The organism is Aeromonas sp. R1-1 (genome assembly GCF_040908495.1).
GTDB lineage: Bacteria > Pseudomonadota > Gammaproteobacteria > Enterobacterales > Aeromonadaceae > Aeromonas > Aeromonas veronii.
In genome coordinates, this window is record NZ_JBFODV010000179.1 from 1 (window position 1) to 20,715 (window position 20,715).

Sequence of the window (20,715 nt, forward strand, 5' to 3'; positions counted from 1 at the left end):
GTGTCCCCGCCAGATAATCCTGAATGCACTGCCATACCAAGGGGCTGCGCAGGGCCGGTTTGCATTCCGCTATTTCTTCCAGGGTGAGCCAGTGGCAAGCCAGCACATCACCGTCAGGATCCTCTGGATGGTGCTGACCGGGCGCTTTTTCAAGGTCGAAGATGATGGCGGTGCGCACATAGGTGGCCTCGCTGTCGGCCGGTTTGTAGAGATAGGTACCAAGCCAGGCGGTCGGCGTGGCGGTCAGCCCCGTCTCCTCTTTCAGCTCACGACAGGCCGCTTCAAGCAGGTTTTCCCCCGGCTCCACATGGCCGGCGGGTTGGTTGAAACGGCGCTGGCCCTTGATTTCCTCTTCCACCACCAGAAAGCGCCCCTGCCACTGCACCAGGGCGGCGACTGTCAATCTGGCCTGCATGCGCTCGTGCGGCGTTTTCTCCTGCGATGCAGGAAGGTTATCGCTCATAAGGACTCCTTGTCTCGTTACCGGTTTGGCCCCGGCCGAAGTAGGGGCTCGATTCAGCTCGGTTCTTTACTGTTCTATTGTCAGCGGGCTGCGTGTTATTCCGAGGGTTTGCTGCGGGCCGGTCGGCGCGCGGTGCCACGGCCGCCGCTGCGATTGGCCGGGCGCGGGCTCGCGTCACGATTGTCGCGCCCCTGGCCCTGACCATGCGGGCTTCGGGTCGGTTGGGCAGAGCGCGGATTGTTGCTGCCCGTGCCCTGACTGCGCGCTTTGTTGGGTGCCTGTGCCCGGCGCGGGGCTAGCACCAGCTCGGGGGCGTGCAGGATGCGGCTCTCGCCGGGTGCCAGACCATCTAACGTCCAGTCGCCGATGGCGTAGCGAATAAGGCGCAGGGTGGGGTGGCCGATATGGGCGGTCATCCGCCGCACCTGCCGGTTGCGCCCCTCCACTATCTTGATCTCCAGCCAGCAGGTGGGGATCTCCTTGCGCTCGCGAATGGGAGGATTGCGCGGCCACACCGCAGGCTCATCCATGATGCGCGCCCCGGCGGGCAGGGTCATGCCGTCGTTGAGCTCCACACCGGCGCGCAGAGCGGCCAGTTGCTCCTCGCTCGGAATGCCTTCCACCTGCACCCAGTAGGTCTTGGGGGTCTTCTCCCCCGGCTGGGTGAGGCGCGCCTGCAGCTTGCCATCGTTGGTGAGCAGCAGCAGCCCCTCGCTGTCGCGATCGAGCCGCCCTGCGGCATAGATGCCGGGCTCTTTGATGTAATCCTTGAGGGTCTCGCGGCCCGCCTCGTCGGTGAATTGGCAGAGCACCATATAGGGCTTGTTCAGCAGGAGCAATTTGCGCTCCTCGGGGGCCAGCTCCGGTTTGCGGGGGGATGCATGGCGGGGTGCGGCTGGTTTGGCCGCCGTGCGCGGGGCGTTATCGCGCGGCGCGCGGCTGACAGAGAGACGGGAGCGGGGAGATTTCATCGGATACACACTTCAGACAGACGATGGCAGCGAGTGTACCACAGGGTGCTGAGGGCTGGATGAATGGCTGGCGTTACAGCAAGCAGTGCCCGGAGCCAATTCGCCTAGCTTAGCAGGCTCTCTATGACGATAGCCTGACGGGCGGGGGCCGAGCCCGCCAACAGCAGGGCGTGGCTGACCGCATCGTCGATCATCGCCTGCGCCAGTCGGGTGAGGGGGCGCAGGGTCTCCCGTCCGCTACCAATCGGCACCGCCAGCAGAATAATGGTCTGCACCGGCCCGATTTGAGAGCCCCACTCGATGGGCTCCTTGCAATTGAGCAGGGTCAGCGCTGGTTGGCTGATCCCTTCGCTCAATACATGGGGCATGGCAAGGCCGGGGCGGATGATGGTGGCCGAGACCTGCTCGCGCCGCTCCACTGCGGCGGTCAGTGTGGCGCGGTCGGTGATCAGCTCGGTGGGCAGCAGATCGATCAGATGCTCGAGGGCTTCGGCTTTGGTCAGCGGTTCGGGGCTGTGGGCCAGCTGGCGCAGGGCAAAATGGTAGTCGGGCAAGGCATTTGCCAGTCGCAACTCCGCCAGCGCGGCGGTGCGCGGGCGCACCAGCGGTTGACCCAGTTCCCCGCACCAGCAGGTGAAGGCCATGTGGGCGAGCTCGGCATCGCACCCTTCAATCTGCAACTGGCAGAGATCGCCGGGCTGGGTGGCGAGGGTCAACAGGGAGAGCTGGTTGCTGGCGGCAACGGTCTGGCGCCGGGTGAGGTTGGCACAGCGGATGGTGGATTTGAACATCCCCGCCAGCCGGTTCAACTGCTTGGCCTGGGTGATGCTCAACCCCTGCTGGCAGTAGAAGGTGATCTCGCGGGTCAGCATCAGACCGGGATCGGCAGGGCCTTGAGTACGGCGTTGGCATCCAGCAGCACGGTTTCCAGTCTCACCTGATGGATGGTGCAGCCGAGGAAGCGCTCTTTCTGCTCAATCTCGATATCGGAGGCAATCAGCACCAGGTCGGCGCTGGCAATATCGCGGGCGGTCAGCATGTTCTCCATGCCCATGGCGCCCTGAGTCTCGACCTTGATCTTGAGTCCCTGCCCAGTGGCGGCTTTTTGCAGGGCATCGGCAGCCATATAGGTATGGGCAATACCGGTCGGGCAAGCGGTGACGGCAACGATCTTCATCTGCTCTCTGTGATGCTGACAAGGGGGAGCAACAAGATAGCGCCAGTGGGGGGCTTTTACCAAAAGTCCAGATGAAAAGTGGGATCTTGATGGGGATATGCCTGCCCCTTGAACGGCAGTGCAGGTTCATGCCGGGCCAGTCGGGTGTCTAGTTGCTTCAAACAACAAGGGCCACCCCGGTGGGTGGCCCTGAACAATCTGCGTCTGTTGTTATGGCTATCAGGCGGTCTGGGCGGCCAGTTCGGCGGCTTTCAGTTCGCGCTTGATGCGGCGGATCTTGCGCTCTTCGGCGACCGCGACACAACCCATCAGTACCAGACAGGCGGCGGCTGCGATATCCAGCGCGGCGAAGGTGCCGGTCCAGCCGGTCAAGCCAAAGATGGGGGTGCCATCGGCGATCATGCCCAGACCCAGTTTGGCGAAGCTGTCACCGATGAGGTAGGCAAAGGTGCCCTTGACGCCATCGGCCACGCTGATGCCCTGCTTGGGGACGAAGCCCACGGCGGCGACGCCGATCAGCAGTTGCGGACCAAACACCAGGAAGCCCAGGGTGAACAAGGAGCCCAGGAACATGAACTGGGTGGTTGCATGCTGGTAGAGACCCAGGGTGGCGATGATCAGCGCCAGTGCCACACAGGCAACCAGACCACGACGGCCATTGGCCAGATCAGAGAGGTAACCCCACATCAGGGTGCCGACCAGAGCGCCCACTTCGAAGAAGGTAAAGCCCTGAATGGCCACGTCTTTGGAGAAGCCCAGCTCCTGGTGGGCATAGACGGTAGACCATTGGTCGATACCGATACGCACCACGTAGAGGAAGATGTTGGCAAAGCAGAGCAGCCAGATCACCTTGTTGAGCAGCACGTACTTCACGAAGATCTGCCACTTGGTCAGCTGCTGCTCTTCGGTAGCGATATCCTCTTCGCTCGCCACTTCGTCAAACAGCTCTTCCACCTTGCCAAGGCCATAGGCTTCCGGTGAATCGCTACCAAAGCGCAGGCCGATAAAGCCGACGATCAGCGCGATGATGGAGGGGAAGATAAACATGCCGAGCACGTTGCCATCGAACAGGTAGTTGGCACCGAACAGCGCCACACCGGCTGCACCGGCACCGCCCACGTTGTGGGAGAGGTTCCACATGCCCAGATAGGTGCCGCGCTTGTTGCGAGGGGTCCACTTGGTGATGGTGGAGTAGCTGCACGAACCGCCACAGCTCTGGAAGAAACCGCTCAGGGCATAGAAGAAGATCATGAAGTAGAGGCTGAAACCTGTGCCGCCCATGCTGGCACTGAAGCCCAGCATGCACAGAGCGGAGAGGATCAGCATCAGTGGCAGGAACTGCTTGGTGTTCTTGCCGTCGGCATAGTAGGAGACGATGGTCTTGCCCACCCCGTAGGTGATGGAGAAGCCAAGGCCGATCATGCCAAGCTCGGTCATGGAGAGACCGTACTCCTGGATCATGTCATTTTGCGCAATGTTGAAGTTCTTGCGGATCAGATACATGGTCAAATAGCCAATAAATACAACCAGATAAGATTGCATAAACGGCTTGAACCAGAGCTTGCGCCGGGCTTCGACCGGCAGGTCGAGGGTGGGGACCCGGACCTGTTGGAGCAATTTCAACATCTTCGTTCATCCTCTGCGAGATAGACGGTATCTCCGCCGCGCCCCTCATTTGTAGATAGGTTGTTCGAGGTCACGCCACGGAAGGGGGAACGGAACGTCGGGGCTGTCAGCCGTTGCTGCGCTCGACGCTCCATCCATATAAACCCGGGCCCGGCACGGGATGACGGGGCACATTGCCCGTCGCGGTGCGGGTCACGACATTAGGTGAGGTGACTCTAATAAGAGGGGCAAAAAATGGCTTGAGAGCCATCCCTAGGGCAATTAGGAAAATTTCCTAGTTTTTGCGATTTCGCGGGCAAAGCGTGAGTGCAATCACAGAGCTGACCCTGGATTGGCGATATTTCCGCCAGTATCGGGCGGGGGGAGAGGGAGTGCGCGGGAAACGAGGCGCGGCTTTGGTGTGACAAGGGAGGGCGCGATAAAGAGGGTGTTGAGGCCGGCAAGGAAAAAGACAAGGAAAAAGCAGAGGCCACCCCGGGGTGGCCTCATTGTTATGGTTTGCGAGCGTTTGTGGCTCGGGGAGGAAGAACTCAGGCCGCCTTGGCCAGGGTTACCTCGTCACTCTTTTTTACCCGCAGCTTTTTCAGGGCAACCGCGACCACGCCGGTGACGATGGCACCGCAGATCATGCAGAGCAGGGCCAGCAGCGGCTTGTTGACGGCACCCAGCAGGGCCACGATAGGGCCACCGTGGGCAACGCTGTTGGTGATGCCCAGCAGGAAGGCCATCACAGCTGCGGTCATGCTGCCCAGCACGTTGGCCGGAATGACGGCCAGCGGGTCACGGGCGGCGAACGGAATCGCCCCTTCGGAGATACCCACCAGACCCATGGCACCGGCGGCTTTGCCCGCTTCGATCTCGGACTCGTCAAAGATGCCGAGCTTGTGACCGAGCACGGTAGCCAGCGACATGCCAAGGGGAGCGGCCGGGATGGCGCAAGCCATGGCACCCATGAACTGGGTCTGACCGGAGGCGATCATGCCGACGGAGAAGAGGAAGGCCACCTTGTTGACCGGGCCACCCATATCAAAGCCGGCCATACCACCGAGTACGATACCCAGCAGCACCAGGCTGCCGCCGCTCATGGAGAGCAGCATGGCGTTGAGGCCGGTCATCATGTCGGCAATCGGGGCGCCGATAATGAAGATGAATACCGCAGCAATAAACAGGGAACCGACGATGGGGGCGATCAGGATCGGCACCAGTGGTTGCACCATCTTGTGGTACTGACGGGTGGCAATCCAGCGCACCAGATAGCCGACCAACAGGCCCGCAATGATGGCACCGATAAAGCCGGTACCGGCATCCGCGCCGTAGAAGCTGCCGTTGTTGGCGATCCAGCCGCCGATAAAGCCCGGTGCCAGCGCCGGACGATCACCGATGGCGTAGGCGATATAGCCCGCCAGAATGGGGATCATCAGGGTGAAGGCGGCCACGCCCACGTTGAGGATCTGGTTCCACATGCTCCCTTCCGGGATCTGCATGCCGCTCGGGGTCGGGTTACCGCCGATGGCGAGTGCCAGCGCAATCAACAGACCACCGGTCACTACAAACGGGATCATGTGCGACACACCGTTCATCAGGTAGCGATAGAGATCGGAACTGCCGCCCGCGCTCTTCTCTTCACCTTTTTTATCTTCTTTGCCAGCCACATAGGCGGGGGCTTTCAGGGCCTGCTCGATCAGACCCTTGCCATCCTTGATGGGGGCCTTGACGCCGGTCTTGATCAGCGGCTTGCCAGCGAAGCGGGCCATGTCCACCTGCTTGTCACAGGCCACCACGATGGCGCTGGCGCGGGCGATCTCGTCCGCGGTCGGGCTGTTCTTGACGCCGATGGAGCCGTTGGTCTCCACCTTCACCTCATAACCCAGCTCCTTGGCGGCGCGCTCCAGCGACTCGGCCGCCAGATAGGTATGGGCGATACCGGCCGGGCAGCCGGTGACACCGATGATAAAGCCTTTGCTGGTGGTAGGGGCCGCGCTCTGTTCCTCTTTCTTGGCCAGCAGCAGCGCCAGCGCATCGGCCGGGGTGTTGGCCGCCAGCAGTTTGGCGATAAAGCCCTCTTCGATCAGCTTGCCGGAGAGCTCGGCCAGCACCTCGATATGGTGGTTGGCGCCGCCATCGGGGGAGGCGATCATGAAGAAAATATGGGACGGCTTGCCATCTTCGGCGCCGTATTCGATGCCGTTGCGGCTGATGCCGATAGCGACCGCCGGGTTGCATACCGCTGCACTCTTGGCGTGGGGCAGGGCCACGCCCTCTTCAAAGCCGGTGTTGCCCAGCTCTTCGCGGGCCCACAGATCCTTGACGAACTGCTGCTCGTCGCTGACCTTGCCTTGCGCGACCAGCAGGCGGGCCATCTCGGTGAAGACCTCTTCCTTACGCGTCGCTTTCAAATCGAGATTGATCAGATGTTCATTGATCAAGGTGGTGATCATGGCGCTCTCCCCGCTCCGTTGCCGGAGCCTGTTGGCATGCCGCCCTTGCAGGCTGGCATGCAGACAAAATTGACCCGACTATTATCGCGCCGGGGCAGAGGTCACCCTATCGGACAAATGTGCGAATAACTGGATTTTTGTGCGCTATCACCTTGAGTGTGACCCTGATCGCAAAGCTGAATAGCGGCTGAAATGGGGGCGGATTGAATCGCTCATATTTTTATTGTTGATTAAAATCAATTGGTTGTATTTATGTGTGGTTCAGCGCCTTGGCCGTAAGGTGAGTTTTTGCTCAGTGGATGGGAGCGCTATTTCTATAAATTTGTGAGGTGAAAAACGGCGGTGGGATGTGAGCCAACGCACAGAAATGGCCCCGCTGGCGGGACGCGAGGGGCGGACGCAGGGGAGGCGTGAGCAGAGCACGCTGGAGAAATGGGTTGCGCAATCGGTGTTGGAGAGTTCACCATAATGGGCAAGAAAAACCACAGCCATCGGCGCACGGTAGGGTGCAATGAACAAAGTGAATTGCACCGCCTGTTTGGGCAGGCTGGGTGGGGGCAAAGATAAAGGTGCAATGCGCTGCGCTTATTGCACCCTACCGGATTGATGTTGATTACGCGAGAATCTGAATGCCTGTAAAAATTCAAGTTTGCAGGTTAACTTTTGGCTCTTGCTTCTGGAAGATAAATCCAGCGGATAAGAGGACCTTTTCTCGATGCAAAGCGAATTTTAATCCAATCATCTTTTTGCCCGAGAATTTCTACCTTGTCATTATGAATAAGATAGGCTTTGGTCTTTGATGTTTTTTCAGGTGATGAGTAGAGAAACACTTTCTCGGATGTGACTGGCCAGAGAATTTTCTTGCCATCAAAGTCAATCGCAACGGTGTCCAGTTTATCACCCTTATTATTAAATGTGTGCTCGTAAAGAGGGAAGGTCTCAATCTCGGAGTTCTGGATCTGATACTCTGTTGTTTTATATAGCCAGAGTTCACCCTGAGGATTATATTCGTAAGTGTCGTAATACCATACAGGGCCGGAGCGGCAAGAGCTAACCAAAGAAAGATCGTCTAATCGAACTGCAAGGTTATAAAGATCCCCGCAGGCAGAGGCGGGCATTTTATAGTCCGCAAATTTTAACTTTTTAAATGCTGCATTTATATGGTCATACAAGAATACATAAAAGACGGTATTTACCATGCCGAGAGAGCTAGAGATTGCGATATCTTTGTAACCGTCAAAGTTGAAATCTTTTATGATAATGTCAGATTGAAGTTCATCATCAACACATATCAGTGTTTCTTTCTCTTTTCCGGTAGCCAATAAATAATAACAGTCATTTTCTTTTTGTATTTCAATTTTGACTCCGTCAATCATATAAGATGAGTTTGTCTTTGCTGAGACGGAGAAACACAGCAATAAAGCTGTAATGATGACAAGATATTTCATGGTAATTTATTCTTCTGCGTGAGTTTTTGAAAAGTGTTGCTTTCGTATTTTATTTACTTTCTTGGACAGTTTTTATAAGTGTGAGCTGGTTTTTATCAACAATGTAATAGTTCGTGTAATAAACAAAATGTTTTCCGTCTTGACTGTTTTCAACTTTAACCGTTGTGAGAAGGCTGCTATCAATTTGGGGAGATTCTATCCATTCTCCCACACGGATATCAGATTCATCATTTACATCATATGAGCTATAAGCATTAAATACCATATCAAGTACCTTGCCCGTGCGTTTGTTGACAAGGACTTGATCATAACAACCAGATGAACCACATCCCCAGCCTGTCAGTACATATTCACCAGCATATACTGGTTTTTGTGACAAGGCCGCGGTAAGTCGGGTTCGGAATGTTCTGGCCAATTCAGAGTCTAGTGAAAGCTTGGCAGGCTTACCTCTATATACAGGTGGTGCCGGGTAGTCTTCTGTCCGAGGTGAAACTTGAGATCCGGTTTCATTAGCAAATGTGATTTGGCTGGATAACCCGAGGAAAAACAATAAATAAATTGCGCGTGCTTTCATAATTTTTTGTCTTGGTGTTCAACTGTTTATTTACACTAAGTTTTTAAAAGTCATTTAACTCTTAAACTTCTCAGCTCTTTATGTGGATTGTGTGGTAAGCAGTTAACGTATGCCTTAGCCGTATGATTATTGCCCATATCATCAACAATAGTGCAAGTCAGGTTACAAGGCTTACCAAGATCACGACGCCAGAAATGGTAGTGGTGTTGGTATTCTGCTTCAAATTCAGATGTTACTGTGACAGAAACTATCCAGTGGATAGGTATTTTCTTATTACATACTAATTTAGTAAGCAATTCTGAATATGATAGAGACATGAGCTTCAATTCATTTATATCTGGAGTTACGACTTTGGTAATCAACTCTATAGAAACGATTTTTGACTCTTTAGATTCAAGAGCTTTGTACAGTTTTCCTAATCCCCAGTATCCATCTATATCATTGTTTCTACTCGCAAAAGAATTGATGATGCCTGATGCTACACATATTAACTCTGTTCTACGCCCCATATTTATCCTCTACAGGAACTAGCCACCTTAGTTGTGATCAGCGCTCAAACTCCAATGGCTAGTTACTAGTTGGTTAAGATAGAGATTTACCTCTGTGCGAGTCGTGAAACGGTGCTTGTTGTTTGGGAATCGATCAAACAGCTCGCGATGGAATTGGCGAGAGCTTTTGCCGGCTCGCTGCCCATATTCCGATGCCCACACCAGCAGTTGTTGAAAGCTCTCTTCGGCTGCCACTTCATCCCGTTGTCTGGCACTTTGTGATCCGCGCGATAGCAGTGAATCACGGCAGACCGACCAGTCGAGATCCAGAAAAAGCAGGGTATCGGCGGCATCAAGCAGTTGCTCGGCCAGGGCACCAAATACCCCTTCAACCACCCATGAGGGCTCTTGAGCAAGTGTTTGAATGGCATGGTCAATCTCATGCTGGGGCCGTTTTTGGTTAAAGCCGCCCGGTTGCCAGACGATGGTGTCCAGATTGACCTCGCGGATAGTTAACCCCTCAGCCAATCGAGCCGCCAACCAGCTCTTGCCCGATCCCGAGTTGCCAATAATCAGAATACGTTTCATCTATGAGCGCTCTTTTCTGGAACGGATATCTGGATGCAGGAAAGTAGAGGTGATGACGCGAATGTCCGAATACGCTTCGCTATTCGAACCTACGGGCTATCAGGATTTATGGTCAAATTAGGTATCACCGCACATCTGCGTTATAGATAATTTTATTTTACTCATCAGCTATTAGATGGATTTCTATTGCGCTGATTAGATTTGATTTTTTGCGTCTGTACTCGTCGATTGCATAAATTTTATTTTCTTTATCTTTGGGTGGTACAGGTGTTTCTGGTAGTTCCTTAACCAAAGCAATACATTCTTTTGCGACTAAATCCTTATCAGCTAAATCACAGATATTATCCATTAATTTTAATATTTCATTTTGCGCATCATCTATTTTATCCACAATATCAGTGGCGAGCATAGCTCCTTTTGCTCCACGTTTAATGCTTTCCAACTTATTAAAAACTTTATGAATGGAGCCAATGATTCCAGTTCTAGCCTCCACTCTGATTACATCATGATGTTTTGCCTTAGTTTGATATAAAGATTCCGATATGATGGCATCCGATAGCCATTTTGCATCAGAGTACAGAAGTTGAAGGCCCTCTCTGAAGTCTTTATAAGAACTAATACCTTGAAGTAGAAGCATTAGTGTGCCAATTACAGTTACACGAGCTTTTATTGAACCATCTTCAAACTCAACATTGATCTCAAGACCTTCAGATAAAAAGAACTCAGTACGAGTCAAGGAAAATATTCTTAAATTTTCCTTGAATGACTCTAACTGTTCATCGGTTTCCATTCCTCTCGGCTCAACATGAATATAAGCCTGACTAAGGATGTTCTTGTTTATATAATCTGCCACTATGTGATCTCAATTTTTGTTGATGGTTTAATTTCAAAAAATCTATATATATATTTACATCGATTTCAATCGTCCTTGGAAATGGCGGTAAACATCATCGTTATTAAAGCCATCCACATTCTGGCTGGAGAAAATAAGCGGGGTGACGCCTTGTGCCAGCGCCAGTTTCTGCGCTTCGACTACCAGCGTATTGATCAGAACCATGCCAGAGATGGAGGAGAAGGCGCCGGTGACCCGATCATTGACTTCGCACAGGCCATCGCCCGGCGGCACGCAGTTGTCCAGTACCAGATCGGCCAGCTCCATCAGTTTCTGGCCAGAAGGGTGACGACTCGGATTTTGCGCCGATTGCGCCACCGAGGTAATGACGATCACCTTGTGCCCGCGTGCTCTGGCAAGCTGGGCCCACTCGATGGGCAGGGCGTTACGCCCCGAATTGGAGATGACTACCATCAGATCCCCCGGCGCAATCGGCTGCTCCTCCCACAAGATGGCGGCAAGCCCCGGCAGCTTCTCCAGCGCCGAGCTGCGCAGGGCACCATCGGCGGTGGTGACGGTGGAGTCGAGCACGGCGTTGATATTGCCAAGGCCACCGGCACGGATAAACCCCTCCAGCCCGACCATGTGGGAGTGCCCGGTGCCCAGCATATGGATCATCTTGTTGTGGACGATGGCCTCGCTAAACCAGTTGGCCGCCTGCCGGATCCCGGCTTCGTTCTGGCTGACCATGGTAGCAATGCGCGCTTGCAGTTTTTCGACGTACTCAAACATAACAATGGGGATCCTTGTGGATTACTGGAGAGGGGGTTGTGGCCCAGGTGTGGCCAAGCAGCACGCTACCGCCCCTGGACGACAGCCTCCACTCTGCTGCTGTTAACCGATGATGTGGCGGGAGGGGATGGCGCTATGGTGGCCAGAGCGATCTCGGCAACGTCCCTCCCAATCCCGGTTGCCAAGTGAGCCATGGTAATCAAGGTGGGGGCAATGCAAAACCGGCAGCAGGTAAAAACCTGCCAAGGATCAACAAACTACTTGCTTGATGGAGGGAGTTTATTCGGTTGGTTGTGTGACGGATGACAGGCTGGAGCCATCAATACTCCAGAAACTTCTCCCCGCAGCGTTCGCAAATTAGATGTTTTACATGGGTGGTCTGGTAGGCCAGTGTTTCACCAAACGCCCAGTTGGTGATGCTGCTGGAAGTAAAGGCTTGCCAGAAGGCTTTGCGCGGATCCTTGGGCATGATGTCCTGGCTGTGATCGCGGGCGACCAGCACCACGATATGGCGGGTACGTTCCCTGCATTTGTCACAGCGATGGATTTCACTCGGAGGATTCTGGTCGTGCGGGTTGCTCATAAATGGGCTCGTGAAGAGAGTGGGCCCCCATCATATTCCTCTCCACTTGGCTCTCAATCTCTCCTTGCCGGCGCAGTGAGCAGCCTCACGTTTTGCGCTGCTGCAGGCTTGCCCAGCCAGCTCAGGCTGATGCCCGCTTCTGCGGTTTGCTGGTGAGCGGTGATGATATTGCGGGTTGGGGCGAGCTCGGGCTGTCCAGCCAGCTCAGGCTGATTCTCGCTTCTGCGGTTTGCTGGTGAGCGGTGATGATATGGCGGGTGGGGCGAGCTCTGGCTTGTCCAGCCAGCTCAGGCTGATGCCCGCTTCTGCGGTTTGCTGGTGAGCGGTGATGATATGGCGGGTGGGGAGAGCTCGGGCGCCCAGCCAGTTCAGGCCGACTCCCGCTTTTGTAGATTGGGGGTGATGATATGGCGGTTGGGGGCGAGTTCGGGTTGCTGCATCCGGGTCAGCAGGCGCCTTGCCGCCTGACGGCCGATTTCGCGGGCCGGTGAGCTGACGAAGGTGAGGGCGGGTGTAAGGTCAACTTGATGTGGATTTGAAAACATAACGGGGCCATCAGTGATGGCCCCGTTTTGGTTGCGCTGTTCTCCCTTATGAGCAGACGCCGAAATCAGGCGCGAATGGTCGTCGGGATAGCGCAGTTCGGGCGTGACATGGCTGGTTCGATTGCGGGTTCGCTGAGCTCGGTAGCTGCTAGTACAGTGCCTTGGGTCAGGGCTTCGGCCTGATGCAGCATGCGGCTGACAAGGTCAATCAGAAGTTCTACATCCAGCTTGTCCAGCCATTCACGACTCCATAGCAGGGTGCTCTGCTCGCTGTCTCTACTGAGTTGCAGCGCAGGCCAGTCGGCCATGGCGGCGAGGGAGGGGGTCTGGATATCCCCCAGCGGGATAAACAGGGTCACCAGTTGATCCCGCTCGCGAATATGAAGGCTGAAGCGGCCCGCCTGCAGATCCAGCCCCTCTTCGTGCAGGCACTCCTGCGGCAGGGATAGCTGGCGAACGAGGGTTGATAGCATGGCATGGAACATCATTAATCCTCCCGATGAGTGTTATCAAAGACCGACTCTGTGGGCGGCCACAAGTTGGCTATGGGTGGCTGTGCAGGAGTGCCAACAAGGCGTGCCCCTATGGTCGCGGCCCAGGGGTCGACTACCTTGGCGTGTGGTCCCCAGCTCTCCGGCTTGGTGAGTTCACTCCCTTCAGCGCGGCCAATCACCACAAAGCAGTGGGTCTGGGCGTGACCCTGTGCACCACGATGGGCCAGCACTTCGATCCGCTGGTCACTGTTGTGGCGCAGCAGTTCGGCCGCCGCCGAATAGGCAAGGGTCGAGCAGCAACCGGCCTTGGCGTCATCCACCGCCTTGGCGATGTTTTCCATGGTGCGCAACGAGAGTGGCTGCTTGTTTCTGGTGATCTGGATGGCGGCCATATTGGCGCTGTTGTTGGCGCGCTGGTTGGCCGCCAGGCGCTGGGGATCCTGCCCGAAGGCGTTGAGTTTGCCGATGATCTTCTGATAGCTCGGGTTGTTGGGCTGGACAAAGGTCTGGGCGTCGGTGCAGGCGTAGCTGCCCAGTTTTTCCAGTCCGGCCATGCTCTTTTGCAGCAGGGCCTGGGTGCCACCCGCCATCACTTTCGGTTCATGTCGCGGGGCGGCTCTGGTGATGGCACCCTGTTCTGCCAGGGCCTGCTTCAGTTCAGTCAGACGAGCGCCGCGTGCTGCCACCTCTTTGGGGTGATGCTGCTCCCAGTGTTGGATTGCATCCTGCACCCGCTGCGCTTTGCCGCTATCGGGGGCGCTTTGCAACTGGTGCAGGGCGCTGATGACCTGCTTGAGATCGCAGCTCTGGAAGTGGCCGATGCCGCGCTTGACGGATTGTTCGAACAGCTTGTTACCCTTGGCCAGCAGCGGGCTGGCCTCTGTCTGTTGGGGTGAGGCTGGGCGGTTGAGGTGAATGTGTCCACCGATTGCTGGTAAGGCCATGATGTGATTCCCGACAGGATTGACGATAAGGGGATGATACCGAGCCGTGACGGAGCGCTATATCAGGGAGCGGTCGGGGATTTGTCAGTTTTTCGCGTGTTGAGCTGTTTGTTTGGCCAGTCGGGCAGCGTGCTGCCCTACCACTGTGGCCCTTCGCTCTGGCGCCACTGCTCCAGCCAGCGCAGAACCTCGGCAGTCGCCTCAATCTGGTCGGCGGGAATGTAGTTGTTGAGCTGGGCATCCCGATAGAGGGCACGGGCCAGCGGGATGCGTTGTAGCACAGGGGTCCCCTCCTCTTCGGCAATCTTGCGCACCTGTAGCGCCTGGGCATCGGTGAATTTGAGGGTCACCACCGGCAGCGGGGTTTCTCCCCGCTCGTAGCGGATACCGATGGCTATATGGGTCGGGTTGGCGACGATGACCGAGGAGCGCTTGACGTCGGCGCGCATGTTGCTCGATTGCAACTCCTGATGGAACTGGCGGCGCTTGCTCTTGATCTCCGGGCTCCCCTCCATCTCCTTGTACTCCCGCTTCACCTCGTCCTTGCTCATCTTGAGCTGCTTGAGGTGCTGGTAGTGTTCGAAGGCGTAGTCAGCGATGGCTATCACTACAAAGCCCATGGCGCAAACCGCCATCAGCTGGCCCAGCATGCCCCCCAGTACCGGAGTGATGCAGCTCATGCCGCAGCCGGGCAACTGGAGCATTGCCTGCAGATTGCCCTTTATGGTGACCCACACCAAGAGGCTCAGGAGACTCACCTTGAGCAGTGATTTGACGAACTCCATCAGGCTCTTGATGGAGAAGATCTTCTTGGCCCCCTCCACCGGATTGATCTTTTTGATGTCGGGCTTGATGGACTCGCCGCTCAGTAGAAAACCGTACTGTGCGAAGTGGGAGGCGAGTACCACCAGCACCGCGACCGCGAGGAGCGGAATGCAGAGATAGGCCATCTCCTGCATCAGGTTCTCCACCACATGGTTGAGCGCCTGGCTAAAGGGGAGGTTGATGTGGGATTCCGGGATCATCATCAGCTTGCCCAGATGTTCGAGGTAGTAGTCGGACATCGCCATCAGCATGCCCACCAGACTGAGAATGATGGCGGTGGAGACCACCTCTTTGCTTTTGACCACTTGCCCCTTCTGGCGCGCATCCCGCAACTTTTTGGGGGTGGGTTGTTCGGTCTTCTCGCCGCTCATCGTGCCTCCAGAATGGGGATCAGCAGTTGCAGCGGATCCATCACCGCCAGCACCTGTTGATAGGCGTGATCCATCATCAGTTTGATGTAGATGACCAGCAGCAGGCTGGCGACGGCGCTTTTTATCGGCATCGCCAGCACAAAGACGTTAAGTGAAGGGGCGAAGCGGCTGATCAGCGCCAGCCCGAATTCGGCCAGAAACATGGCGATCAGCAGCGGCGCCGCCAGCAAAGCGCAGAGCAGCAACATATGGCTGAACTGGCTGTAGAAAAAGTTGACCCACTGCTCGTCGATAGTGGGGAAAAAGTGCGCCACCGGCCAGCTGATGTAGCTCTGGAACAGGGCGGCCAGCAGGGCGAGAAAGGCGCCGCTGGCAAAGAAGAGGGTGATCAGGGTCTGGGTCAGCAACAGGCCGGTGGGACTGGTCTGGCTGCCGAGACTCGGGTTGAACAGGGACCCCATGGCGGCGCCGCGCTGGTTGTCGATCAGAAAACCGCTCGCCTCTATGGCCCAGAAGGGGATGGCGGCGACAAAGCCGATCAGCAGGCCGAGCAGTACCTCCTTGGCGATCAGCATGGCCAGCGTCATGCCATCGATCTGCTCTGGCAAGGTGTCGGCGACCGTGGGGTAGGCGTAGAGCGCCAGCGAGCAGACCACTCCGTTGCGGATCATCGCCCCTCCCAGCATCTGTTTGCTCAGCACCGGCAGCATCACGAAGCAACTGATAAAGCGCGGCAGCAGCAGGGTATAGGCCAGCATCTGGGGCTGCAGGCTCTCCAGCGTCATTGGATCTGCGGCACTTTGAATAGCACCATATCGGCAAAGCTGTAGAGCTCGTTACCCAGCCAGGCGGTGGTGGCAAACAGGGTGATCACCACTGCGATCAGCTTGGCGACAAAGCCCAGGGTCTGCTCCTGGATCTGGGTCAGCGCCTGCAGCAAAGAGACAAGGGTGCCCACCAGCGCCGCCACCAGCACCGGTGGCATGGAGAGGATCAGTACCAGCCAGAGCGCCTGGCTGGTAAAGTGAAGGATATCGGCGTGACTCATGCTAGCCTCCGTAACTGATGACCAGCCCGTGGGTCAGGCGGGCCCAGCCATCGAGCAGCACAAACAGCAGCAGCTTGAAGGGCAGCGAGATGGTCATGGGGGAGACCATCATCATCCCCATCGCCAGCAAGATGTTGGAGATGATGAGGTCGATGGCGATAAAGGGCAGGTAGATCAGAAAGCCGATTTCGAAGGCGCGGCTCAGCTCGCTCACGGTAAAGGCGGGCAGCAGGATCAGCAGGCTGTCTGGCTCCAGCCGGTCGGCATATTTGCTGGGCCAGAGTTGCTTGGTGCTGTCGATAAAGAAGGCGTGTTCCCGCGGTTTGATCTGCTTTTTCAAAAAGTCGCGGTAGGGGGCAATCCCCTCATCGAGGAACTTCTCCACCGATTCGGCTTTCGCCAGCGACACCTCGTTCTGGCGCAGGTAATCCTGGGTGGCAAAGCCGACCGGCGCCATCACATAAATGCTGAGAATGATCGCCAGCCCGTACATCGCCATGTTGGGGGGGATCTGCTGCACCCCGAGGGCGTTGCGCAGCAGCGAGAAGACCACCGCCAGCTTGACGAAGGAGGTGGCCATCACGGCGATAAAGGGGAGCAGGGCCAGCAGCGCCAGCCCGACGATAAGGTTTAGCTCGTCTGGCAACTGGATCATGACTGTGACTCGTTGTCGAGGCGTTCGACCCTTACCCCCAGGCGCCCCTGGATCTCCACCAGTCGCCCCACTCCCAGCGAATGGCCGTTGCTGATGATGCGCACTTCGCCATCGAGGGGCGTGCCAAGATCGATCAGGGCGCCCGGTTGCAGACTGGTGAGGGTATGCCAGTCCAGGGTCTGGCGGCCCACTTCGAAGCTCACCGGGATCGGCAGTTGATCCAGTTCGGTCGGGCCGAAGGGGTCAGCGGAGGCAGCATTATGCATGGCAGTCAGTTCCAGATGTTGTTGATGGGGTTGGCAGTAGGCAAAGGGGCGACCCTCCACGCAGATCAGCAGTTGCTGGCCGAGTTGCGGATGGGGTGGTGGCAGCAGCACATCGCCGATAGCGAGAGTGGCGAGCTCATCCATGGTCAGCCCCATCTCGCCCCACTGCAGGGAGAGGGTGAGGGGCAGCGGCAACCGCTGCTGCCGTGGCCGTGGTGGCAACTTGCTCAGCAAGGACTCGGGCTGCGGCAGCCAGAGGGCGAGGCTGGCCCCCTCCCGTTGCAACCGCAGTTGCAGGGCTGGCTCATCGGTCTGAACGTTACTCTCCTGTCGGGTCAGCGCCGAGCAGGTGAGGCCACCGAGGGGTTGTCCCAGCCGTTCGATCAGTGCCAGTTGCAGCGGCTCGGGCAGGCTGAACAGCGCCGCCTGCTGCAGATCGGGCGCCAGCCAGTGAGCCAGCTCGGCGCCGTGGCACAACAGCGGTAAAGAGAGCCCCTGCCACTGCAGTTGCAGCCGGGTATCGAGTGTCGCAGGCGGCAAACCGATGGCGAGGAGAAGCTCGCCGCCACTCCAGCTAAAGTGCTGGCGGTATTGGCTCAGGGTCTGCTGTAAAGTCAACTCCGCCAGCGAGGCGGAGGTGAGGGCAATCGGTGTCATGCGTCGGCATCCCACTCTTCGTAGATGGATCGTTTATGGCGTGAGCCCTGCTCACTGTCAGGCTGGCCGAAGAGATCGAGAGCGACCCGCTCGCCGGGATAGAGCCGTTGCAGGCGGTCGACCAGATCGCCGCGCCCCTGATTGAGCAGCAATTGCCCTTCGCTGGTTGCCAGAATCTCGATCTGCAGCTCGCCATGGTGGTGAGCGATGCGAATGGAGAGATCGCCCAGCTGTGGCAACGTCAGGCGCAGCAGCGGCGGACGCTCCGGGCGGCCCAGCTCCTGATAGATATCCACCGCCAGTCGCTCCAGCAGCTGACCCAGTTCCCGATTATTCTCGGCAGGTGTAAGCCGGGCGAGCTGCAGATCCCCGGGGGTTTTCACCTGTGGAGGGATCGGTTGACCGCTGGCTTCGGGTATTTCGTCGCTCAGAGTGAGCGCATTGATGTCAGTGTCAGTGTCAGTGTCAGCGGCGAGCGGCTCTGCGAGCTCACGGGCATCGACTAAGGATGCTTCGTTCAGTTGCTTGGCGGCTTTTTCGGTCACTAGCGCCCTGTCCAGTCCAGAGGTGTCACCTGTTATCAACGTGTTATCCGTGCCCTTATCGGAATATGCCGGGTGCTTTTCCTGTGCCGATGACGCTGTGGACAGCGAGCTCTTTTGTCCTGGTAGTGACCATGCTTCTGGGGACAGGTGTGCGCAGCCCTCCAGCTCTTTATCCTGCGAGTGTTGATCTGCTTGTCGCTCTGTTTCCTTCTGGTCACGGGCGGCCACTTCAGAGAGGGAAATGCCGAGTTGCTCCTCTTTGACGAGCGGCTCTGGCTGCCGTTTTTTTGACCTTTCGTGAGCGGCGGCAAGCTCCTGCTGTTGGGCCTTATCGGCTATCTCTTTTTTCTGTTGCTGCGCCTGCAATAGCTGTTGATGCAACGCAACCCTGCTCTGGTGCAGGTTATTTTCCCGGTGTTGGTGAGCTGTCTTTTGTTCCTGATCAAGCCGCATTGCCTGCTCGAAACGTTGCTGTTGCGACCGATTGGCTTCAGCCATCTGGGTATCGCCCCGGGCTGTCACTGTGCCCTGTGTCGGGAGGATTCGGTTCATGACTCGTTACATCCTGATCTGCTGGCGGAACTCTTCCTGTTCCTGCTCTTCGTTGTAGTCACGCAGGGCTTGCTGTGAGGCCTGCTCCTGACGGTGTAGTTCGGCAAATTTCTGTTGCTGCTGGCGGGCTCGGTGTACCGCCTGCTGGCGCTCCTGCAAGCGGATGCGCTCTTCGGCCACCCGCTCGGCCTGCTCGGCGGCAGTTTGTTCAAGCTGGGCCTCTTTCTCCCGCAGCAGTGACACTTGCTGTTGCCACGCCTTGAGCCCCTTGCGATCGAGTTGCTCCGCCTGACAGATGGCAAATAGCCGCTCCTCTTCTGCAAGGCGCCACTGGCGATAGTCGAGACTCTCCTGCTCCGCTTCGCGCTGGCGAACGCGGGCGAGTTGTACCCGAGCCTGCTGGGCGGCGAGTTGCTGCTCGGCCCTATCCAGCCGCAGGTCTTTTATTCGTTGCAGGCGGCCAATCATCGGGTCAGCGCCTCCAGAGTCGAGAGAGCTTCCGGCAGTGAGCTGGGTTCATGGGTGCCTTGCCTGAGCCACTGGCGAATTGTCTCGATGCGGGCAATCGCCTCGTCGGCCACCTTGTCCTGCCCTTTCTGGTATTCGCCGATCTGCAGCAACAGCTCCACCTCTTCATATTTCGCCAGCCAGCTGCGCAGTCGACCTGCCTGAGCCTGATGCTCGGGCTCGATGATCTGGTTCATCACCCGGCTGGCGGAGCGCAGCACATCGATGGCCGGGTAGTGGTTGGCCGCCGCCAGTTTGCGCGACAAGATAATGTGGCCATCGAGGATCGAGCGGGTCTCGTCGGCGACCGGCTCTGTCATGTCATCCCCCTCTACCAGCACGGTATAGAGGGCAGTGATGGAGCCCTTGTCTGACTGACCGGCCCGCTCCATCAGGCGGGGCAGGGCGGCAAACACCGACGGCGGATAGCCCCGTCGGGTTGGTGGCTCGCCAGCGGCCAGACCAATCTCCCGTTGGGCACGGGCAAAACGGGTGACGGAGTCCATCAGCAGCAGCACCCGCTTGCCCTGATCGCGGAAATACTCGGCGATGGAGGTGGCGACAAAGCCCGCCTTGGCCCGCTCCATGGCGGGGCGATCCGAGGTGGCCACTACCAGCACGGCCTTTTTTAAACCCTCCTCTCCCAGATCCGCTTCGATAAATTCGCGCACCTCACGGCCTCGCTCACCGATCAGCGCCAGCACGGTGACATCTACCTCGGCGCTGCGAATAAGCGACGCCAACAGGGTGCTCTTGCCACCACCGGCGGCCGCGAAGATCCCCATCCGTTGCCCCTCACCGCAGGTGAGCAGGCCGTCGATAGCGCGAATGCCCAGCGAAATGGGTTGCTCAATCCGCTTGCGGCTCATGGGAGCGGGCGCATCCCGATAGACCGGATACCAGGCCTCGGGCTCTGGCAGATGGCCACCGCCAAAGGGGTTGCCGAGGCCATCGAGCACCTGGCCGAGCAGATGCTCGCCGACCCCGACCTGATGCATGGCACCGGTCGGGCTCACCTCGGTGTTGGAGGAGATGCCGAACATCTCGCCAAGGGGGGTGAGCAGAGCCTGATGCTGGGCAAAGCCGATCACCTCTGCCTGCAGGGAGAGGGTGTTGTCGGGGTTGCGCAGATGGCAGAGCTCGCCGATCCGCACTCCCGGGACGACCGCCTTGAGCAGGGTGCCGGTCACCTGGGTGACCCGGCCACGGATCTGGATCAGGCGGCACTCGTCGATGGCGTGACGAAGCTGGTTGGGGATGTGGTCGAGGGAGAGGGTCATAACAATCTGCGCCATTGAAACTGGTGGCCACTATAGGGGATGGGGG

The 20,715-nt window shown here is 57.4% G+C and carries 23 protein-coding genes and 1 pseudogene; all 24 read right to left on the reverse strand.

Going from position 1 to position 20,715, the window contains the following annotated elements; all coding sequences use genetic code 11:
- Positions 1-463: NUDIX hydrolase (locus AB5Y92_RS10980; RefSeq protein WP_368226769.1), on the reverse strand; the 463-nt coding region annotated here is incomplete at its 3' end.
- Between the two features lie 95 nt (positions 464-558).
- Entirely contained in the window at positions 559-1,434 is an 876-nt protein-coding gene (gene rluE, locus AB5Y92_RS10985; protein ID WP_368226770.1) for a 23S rRNA pseudouridine(2457) synthase RluE, read from the reverse strand.
- 104 nt (positions 1,435-1,538) lie between these two features.
- The gene (locus tag AB5Y92_RS10990; protein WP_157162215.1) at positions 1,539-2,306 is read right to left on the reverse strand and encodes a PTS sugar transporter subunit IIA; all 768 of its coding nucleotides are present in this window, start codon (positions 2,304-2,306) and stop codon (positions 1,539-1,541) included.
- Entirely contained in the window at positions 2,306-2,611 is a 306-nt protein-coding gene (locus AB5Y92_RS10995) for a PTS fructose transporter subunit IIB (RefSeq protein WP_216975399.1), read from the reverse strand. The genes AB5Y92_RS10990 and AB5Y92_RS10995 overlap by 1 nt, the downstream gene beginning before the upstream one ends.
- A 219-nt stretch (positions 2,612-2,830) precedes the next feature.
- Positions 2,831-4,237, reverse strand: coding sequence for a hexose-6-phosphate:phosphate antiporter (gene uhpT, locus AB5Y92_RS11000; protein ID WP_005353611.1), 1,407 nt, complete (start codon positions 4,235-4,237; stop codon positions 2,831-2,833).
- A gap of 530 nt (positions 4,238-4,767) precedes the next feature.
- Entirely contained in the window at positions 4,768-6,675 is a 1,908-nt protein-coding gene (locus AB5Y92_RS11005; protein ID WP_368226771.1) for a fructose-specific PTS transporter subunit EIIC, read from the reverse strand.
- A 656-nt stretch (positions 6,676-7,331) separates the two neighbouring features.
- Positions 7,332-8,123 carry a hypothetical protein gene (locus tag AB5Y92_RS11010; RefSeq protein WP_158109499.1) on the reverse strand — a complete coding sequence of 264 codons (792 nt, stop codon included), beginning with the start codon at positions 8,121-8,123 and terminating at the stop codon, positions 7,332-7,334.
- Positions 8,124-8,172: 49 nt separating this feature from the next.
- A complete protein-coding gene (locus tag AB5Y92_RS11015; RefSeq protein WP_143182504.1) occupies positions 8,173-8,697 on the reverse strand; it encodes a hypothetical protein in 525 nt (174 codons plus the stop codon).
- A gap of 50 nt (positions 8,698-8,747) precedes the next feature.
- On the reverse strand, positions 8,748-9,206 hold the full coding sequence (locus AB5Y92_RS11020; protein WP_074042604.1) for a hypothetical protein: 459 nt from the start codon (positions 9,204-9,206) through the stop codon (positions 8,748-8,750).
- A 27-nt stretch (positions 9,207-9,233) separates the two neighbouring features.
- On the reverse strand, positions 9,234-9,773 hold the full coding sequence (locus tag AB5Y92_RS11025; RefSeq protein ID WP_368226772.1) for an AAA family ATPase: 540 nt from the start codon (positions 9,771-9,773) through the stop codon (positions 9,234-9,236).
- 157 nt (positions 9,774-9,930) lie between these two features.
- Positions 9,931-10,626 carry a hypothetical protein gene (locus tag AB5Y92_RS11030; protein WP_158109496.1) on the reverse strand — a complete coding sequence of 232 codons (696 nt, stop codon included), beginning with the start codon at positions 10,624-10,626 and terminating at the stop codon, positions 9,931-9,933.
- A gap of 54 nt (positions 10,627-10,680) precedes the next feature.
- A complete protein-coding gene (locus tag AB5Y92_RS11035) occupies positions 10,681-11,397 on the reverse strand; it encodes a sugar isomerase domain-containing protein (RefSeq protein WP_158109495.1) in 717 nt (238 codons plus the stop codon).
- Between the two features lie 319 nt (positions 11,398-11,716).
- A complete protein-coding gene (locus AB5Y92_RS11040; protein ID WP_005334591.1) occupies positions 11,717-11,980 on the reverse strand; it encodes a hypothetical protein in 264 nt (87 codons plus the stop codon).
- Between the two features lie 368 nt (positions 11,981-12,348).
- A pseudogene (locus AB5Y92_RS11045) lies at positions 12,349-12,501 on the reverse strand (substrate-binding domain-containing protein); the annotation flags it as partial.
- 89 nt (positions 12,502-12,590) lie between these two features.
- The gene (locus AB5Y92_RS11050) at positions 12,591-13,013 is read right to left on the reverse strand and encodes a hypothetical protein (RefSeq protein ID WP_368226773.1); all 423 of its coding nucleotides are present in this window, start codon (positions 13,011-13,013) and stop codon (positions 12,591-12,593) included.
- A complete protein-coding gene (locus tag AB5Y92_RS11055) occupies positions 13,013-13,963 on the reverse strand; it encodes a hypothetical protein (protein WP_368226774.1) in 951 nt (316 codons plus the stop codon). The genes AB5Y92_RS11050 and AB5Y92_RS11055 overlap by 1 nt, the downstream gene beginning before the upstream one ends.
- A 137-nt stretch (positions 13,964-14,100) precedes the next feature.
- Complete coding sequence (ascU, locus tag AB5Y92_RS11060) at positions 14,101-15,159, reverse strand: SctU family type III secretion system export apparatus subunit AscU (protein WP_368226775.1); 1,059 nt, start codon at positions 15,157-15,159, stop codon at positions 14,101-14,103.
- Entirely contained in the window at positions 15,156-15,944 is a 789-nt protein-coding gene (gene ascT, locus AB5Y92_RS11065; RefSeq protein WP_368226776.1) for a SctT family type III secretion system export apparatus subunit AscT, read from the reverse strand. Before ascT ends, ascU begins: the two co-directional genes overlap by 4 nt.
- The gene (ascS, locus tag AB5Y92_RS11070; RefSeq protein ID WP_005334586.1) at positions 15,941-16,207 is read right to left on the reverse strand and encodes a SctS family type III secretion system export apparatus subunit AscS; all 267 of its coding nucleotides are present in this window, start codon (positions 16,205-16,207) and stop codon (positions 15,941-15,943) included. The genes ascT and ascS overlap by 4 nt, the downstream gene beginning before the upstream one ends.
- A 1-nt stretch (position 16,208) precedes the next feature.
- Positions 16,209-16,862 (reverse strand): SctR family type III secretion system export apparatus subunit AscR, encoded by a 654-nt coding sequence (gene ascR / locus AB5Y92_RS11075; RefSeq protein WP_005334585.1) that lies wholly within the window; start codon positions 16,860-16,862, stop codon positions 16,209-16,211.
- The gene (gene ascQ, locus AB5Y92_RS11080; protein ID WP_164536368.1) at positions 16,859-17,785 is read right to left on the reverse strand and encodes a SctQ family type III secretion system cytoplasmic ring protein AscQ; all 927 of its coding nucleotides are present in this window, start codon (positions 17,783-17,785) and stop codon (positions 16,859-16,861) included. The genes ascR and ascQ overlap by 4 nt, the downstream gene beginning before the upstream one ends.
- Positions 17,782-18,882, reverse strand: a complete 1,101-nt coding sequence (locus AB5Y92_RS11085) for a type III secretion system needle length determinant (protein ID WP_368226777.1) — start codon at positions 18,880-18,882, stop codon at positions 17,782-17,784. The genes ascQ and AB5Y92_RS11085 overlap by 4 nt, the downstream gene beginning before the upstream one ends.
- Positions 18,883-18,888: 6 nt before the next feature.
- A complete protein-coding gene (gene ascO / locus AB5Y92_RS11090) occupies positions 18,889-19,350 on the reverse strand; it encodes a type III secretion system central stalk protein AscO (protein WP_201913495.1) in 462 nt (153 codons plus the stop codon).
- A complete protein-coding gene (gene ascN, locus AB5Y92_RS11095) occupies positions 19,347-20,669 on the reverse strand; it encodes a SctN family type III secretion system ATPase AscN (RefSeq protein WP_108613947.1) in 1,323 nt (440 codons plus the stop codon). Before ascN ends, ascO begins: the two co-directional genes overlap by 4 nt.
- Positions 20,670-20,715: the final 46 nt, after the last annotated feature.

Bases quoted from the DNA above. Each gene is read 5' to 3' on its own strand.
- ascN (WP_108613947.1), bottom strand. From the start codon at position 20,669: ATGACCCTCTCCCTCGACCACATCCCCAACCAGCTTCGTCACGCCATC.
- AB5Y92_RS10995 (WP_216975399.1), bottom strand. From the start codon at position 2,611: ATGAAGATCGTTGCCGTCACCGCTTGCCCGACCGGTATTGCCCATACC.
- AB5Y92_RS11020 (WP_074042604.1), bottom strand. From the start codon at position 9,206: ATGGGGCGTAGAACAGAGTTAATATGTGTAGCATCAGGCATCATCAAT.
- ascR (WP_005334585.1), bottom strand. From the start codon at position 16,862: ATGATCCAGTTGCCAGACGAGCTAAACCTTATCGTCGGGCTGGCGCTG.
- AB5Y92_RS11040 (WP_005334591.1), bottom strand. From the start codon at position 11,980: ATGAGCAACCCGCACGACCAGAATCCTCCGAGTGAAATCCATCGCTGT.
- AB5Y92_RS11085 (WP_368226777.1), bottom strand. From the start codon at position 18,882: ATGAACCGAATCCTCCCGACACAGGGCACAGTGACAGCCCGGGGCGAT.
- ascS (WP_005334586.1), bottom strand. From the start codon at position 16,207: ATGAGTCACGCCGATATCCTTCACTTTACCAGCCAGGCGCTCTGGCTG.
- rluE (WP_368226770.1), bottom strand. From the start codon at position 1,434: ATGAAATCTCCCCGCTCCCGTCTCTCTGTCAGCCGCGCGCCGCGCGAT.
- AB5Y92_RS10990 (WP_157162215.1), bottom strand. From the start codon at position 2,306: ATGCTGACCCGCGAGATCACCTTCTACTGCCAGCAGGGGTTGAGCATC.
- AB5Y92_RS11050 (WP_368226773.1), bottom strand. From the start codon at position 13,013: ATGATGTTCCATGCCATGCTATCAACCCTCGTTCGCCAGCTATCCCTG.
- AB5Y92_RS11010 (WP_158109499.1), bottom strand. From the start codon at position 8,123: ATGAAATATCTTGTCATCATTACAGCTTTATTGCTGTGTTTCTCCGTC.
- AB5Y92_RS11015 (WP_143182504.1), bottom strand. From the start codon at position 8,697: ATGAAAGCACGCGCAATTTATTTATTGTTTTTCCTCGGGTTATCCAGC.
- ascU (WP_368226775.1), bottom strand. From the start codon at position 15,159: ATGAGCGGCGAGAAGACCGAACAACCCACCCCCAAAAAGTTGCGGGAT.
- ascO (WP_201913495.1), bottom strand. From the start codon at position 19,350: ATGATTGGCCGCCTGCAACGAATAAAAGACCTGCGGCTGGATAGGGCC.
- AB5Y92_RS11025 (WP_368226772.1), bottom strand. From the start codon at position 9,773: ATGAAACGTATTCTGATTATTGGCAACTCGGGATCGGGCAAGAGCTGG.
- AB5Y92_RS11055 (WP_368226774.1), bottom strand. From the start codon at position 13,963: ATGGCCTTACCAGCAATCGGTGGACACATTCACCTCAACCGCCCAGCC.
- ascQ (WP_164536368.1), bottom strand. From the start codon at position 17,785: ATGACACCGATTGCCCTCACCTCCGCCTCGCTGGCGGAGTTGACTTTA.
- AB5Y92_RS11005 (WP_368226771.1), bottom strand. From the start codon at position 6,675: ATGATCACCACCTTGATCAATGAACATCTGATCAATCTCGATTTGAAA.
- ascT (WP_368226776.1), bottom strand. From the start codon at position 15,944: ATGACGCTGGAGAGCCTGCAGCCCCAGATGCTGGCCTATACCCTGCTG.
- uhpT (WP_005353611.1), bottom strand. From the start codon at position 4,237: ATGTTGAAATTGCTCCAACAGGTCCGGGTCCCCACCCTCGACCTGCCG.
- AB5Y92_RS11035 (WP_158109495.1), bottom strand. From the start codon at position 11,397: ATGTTTGAGTACGTCGAAAAACTGCAAGCGCGCATTGCTACCATGGTC.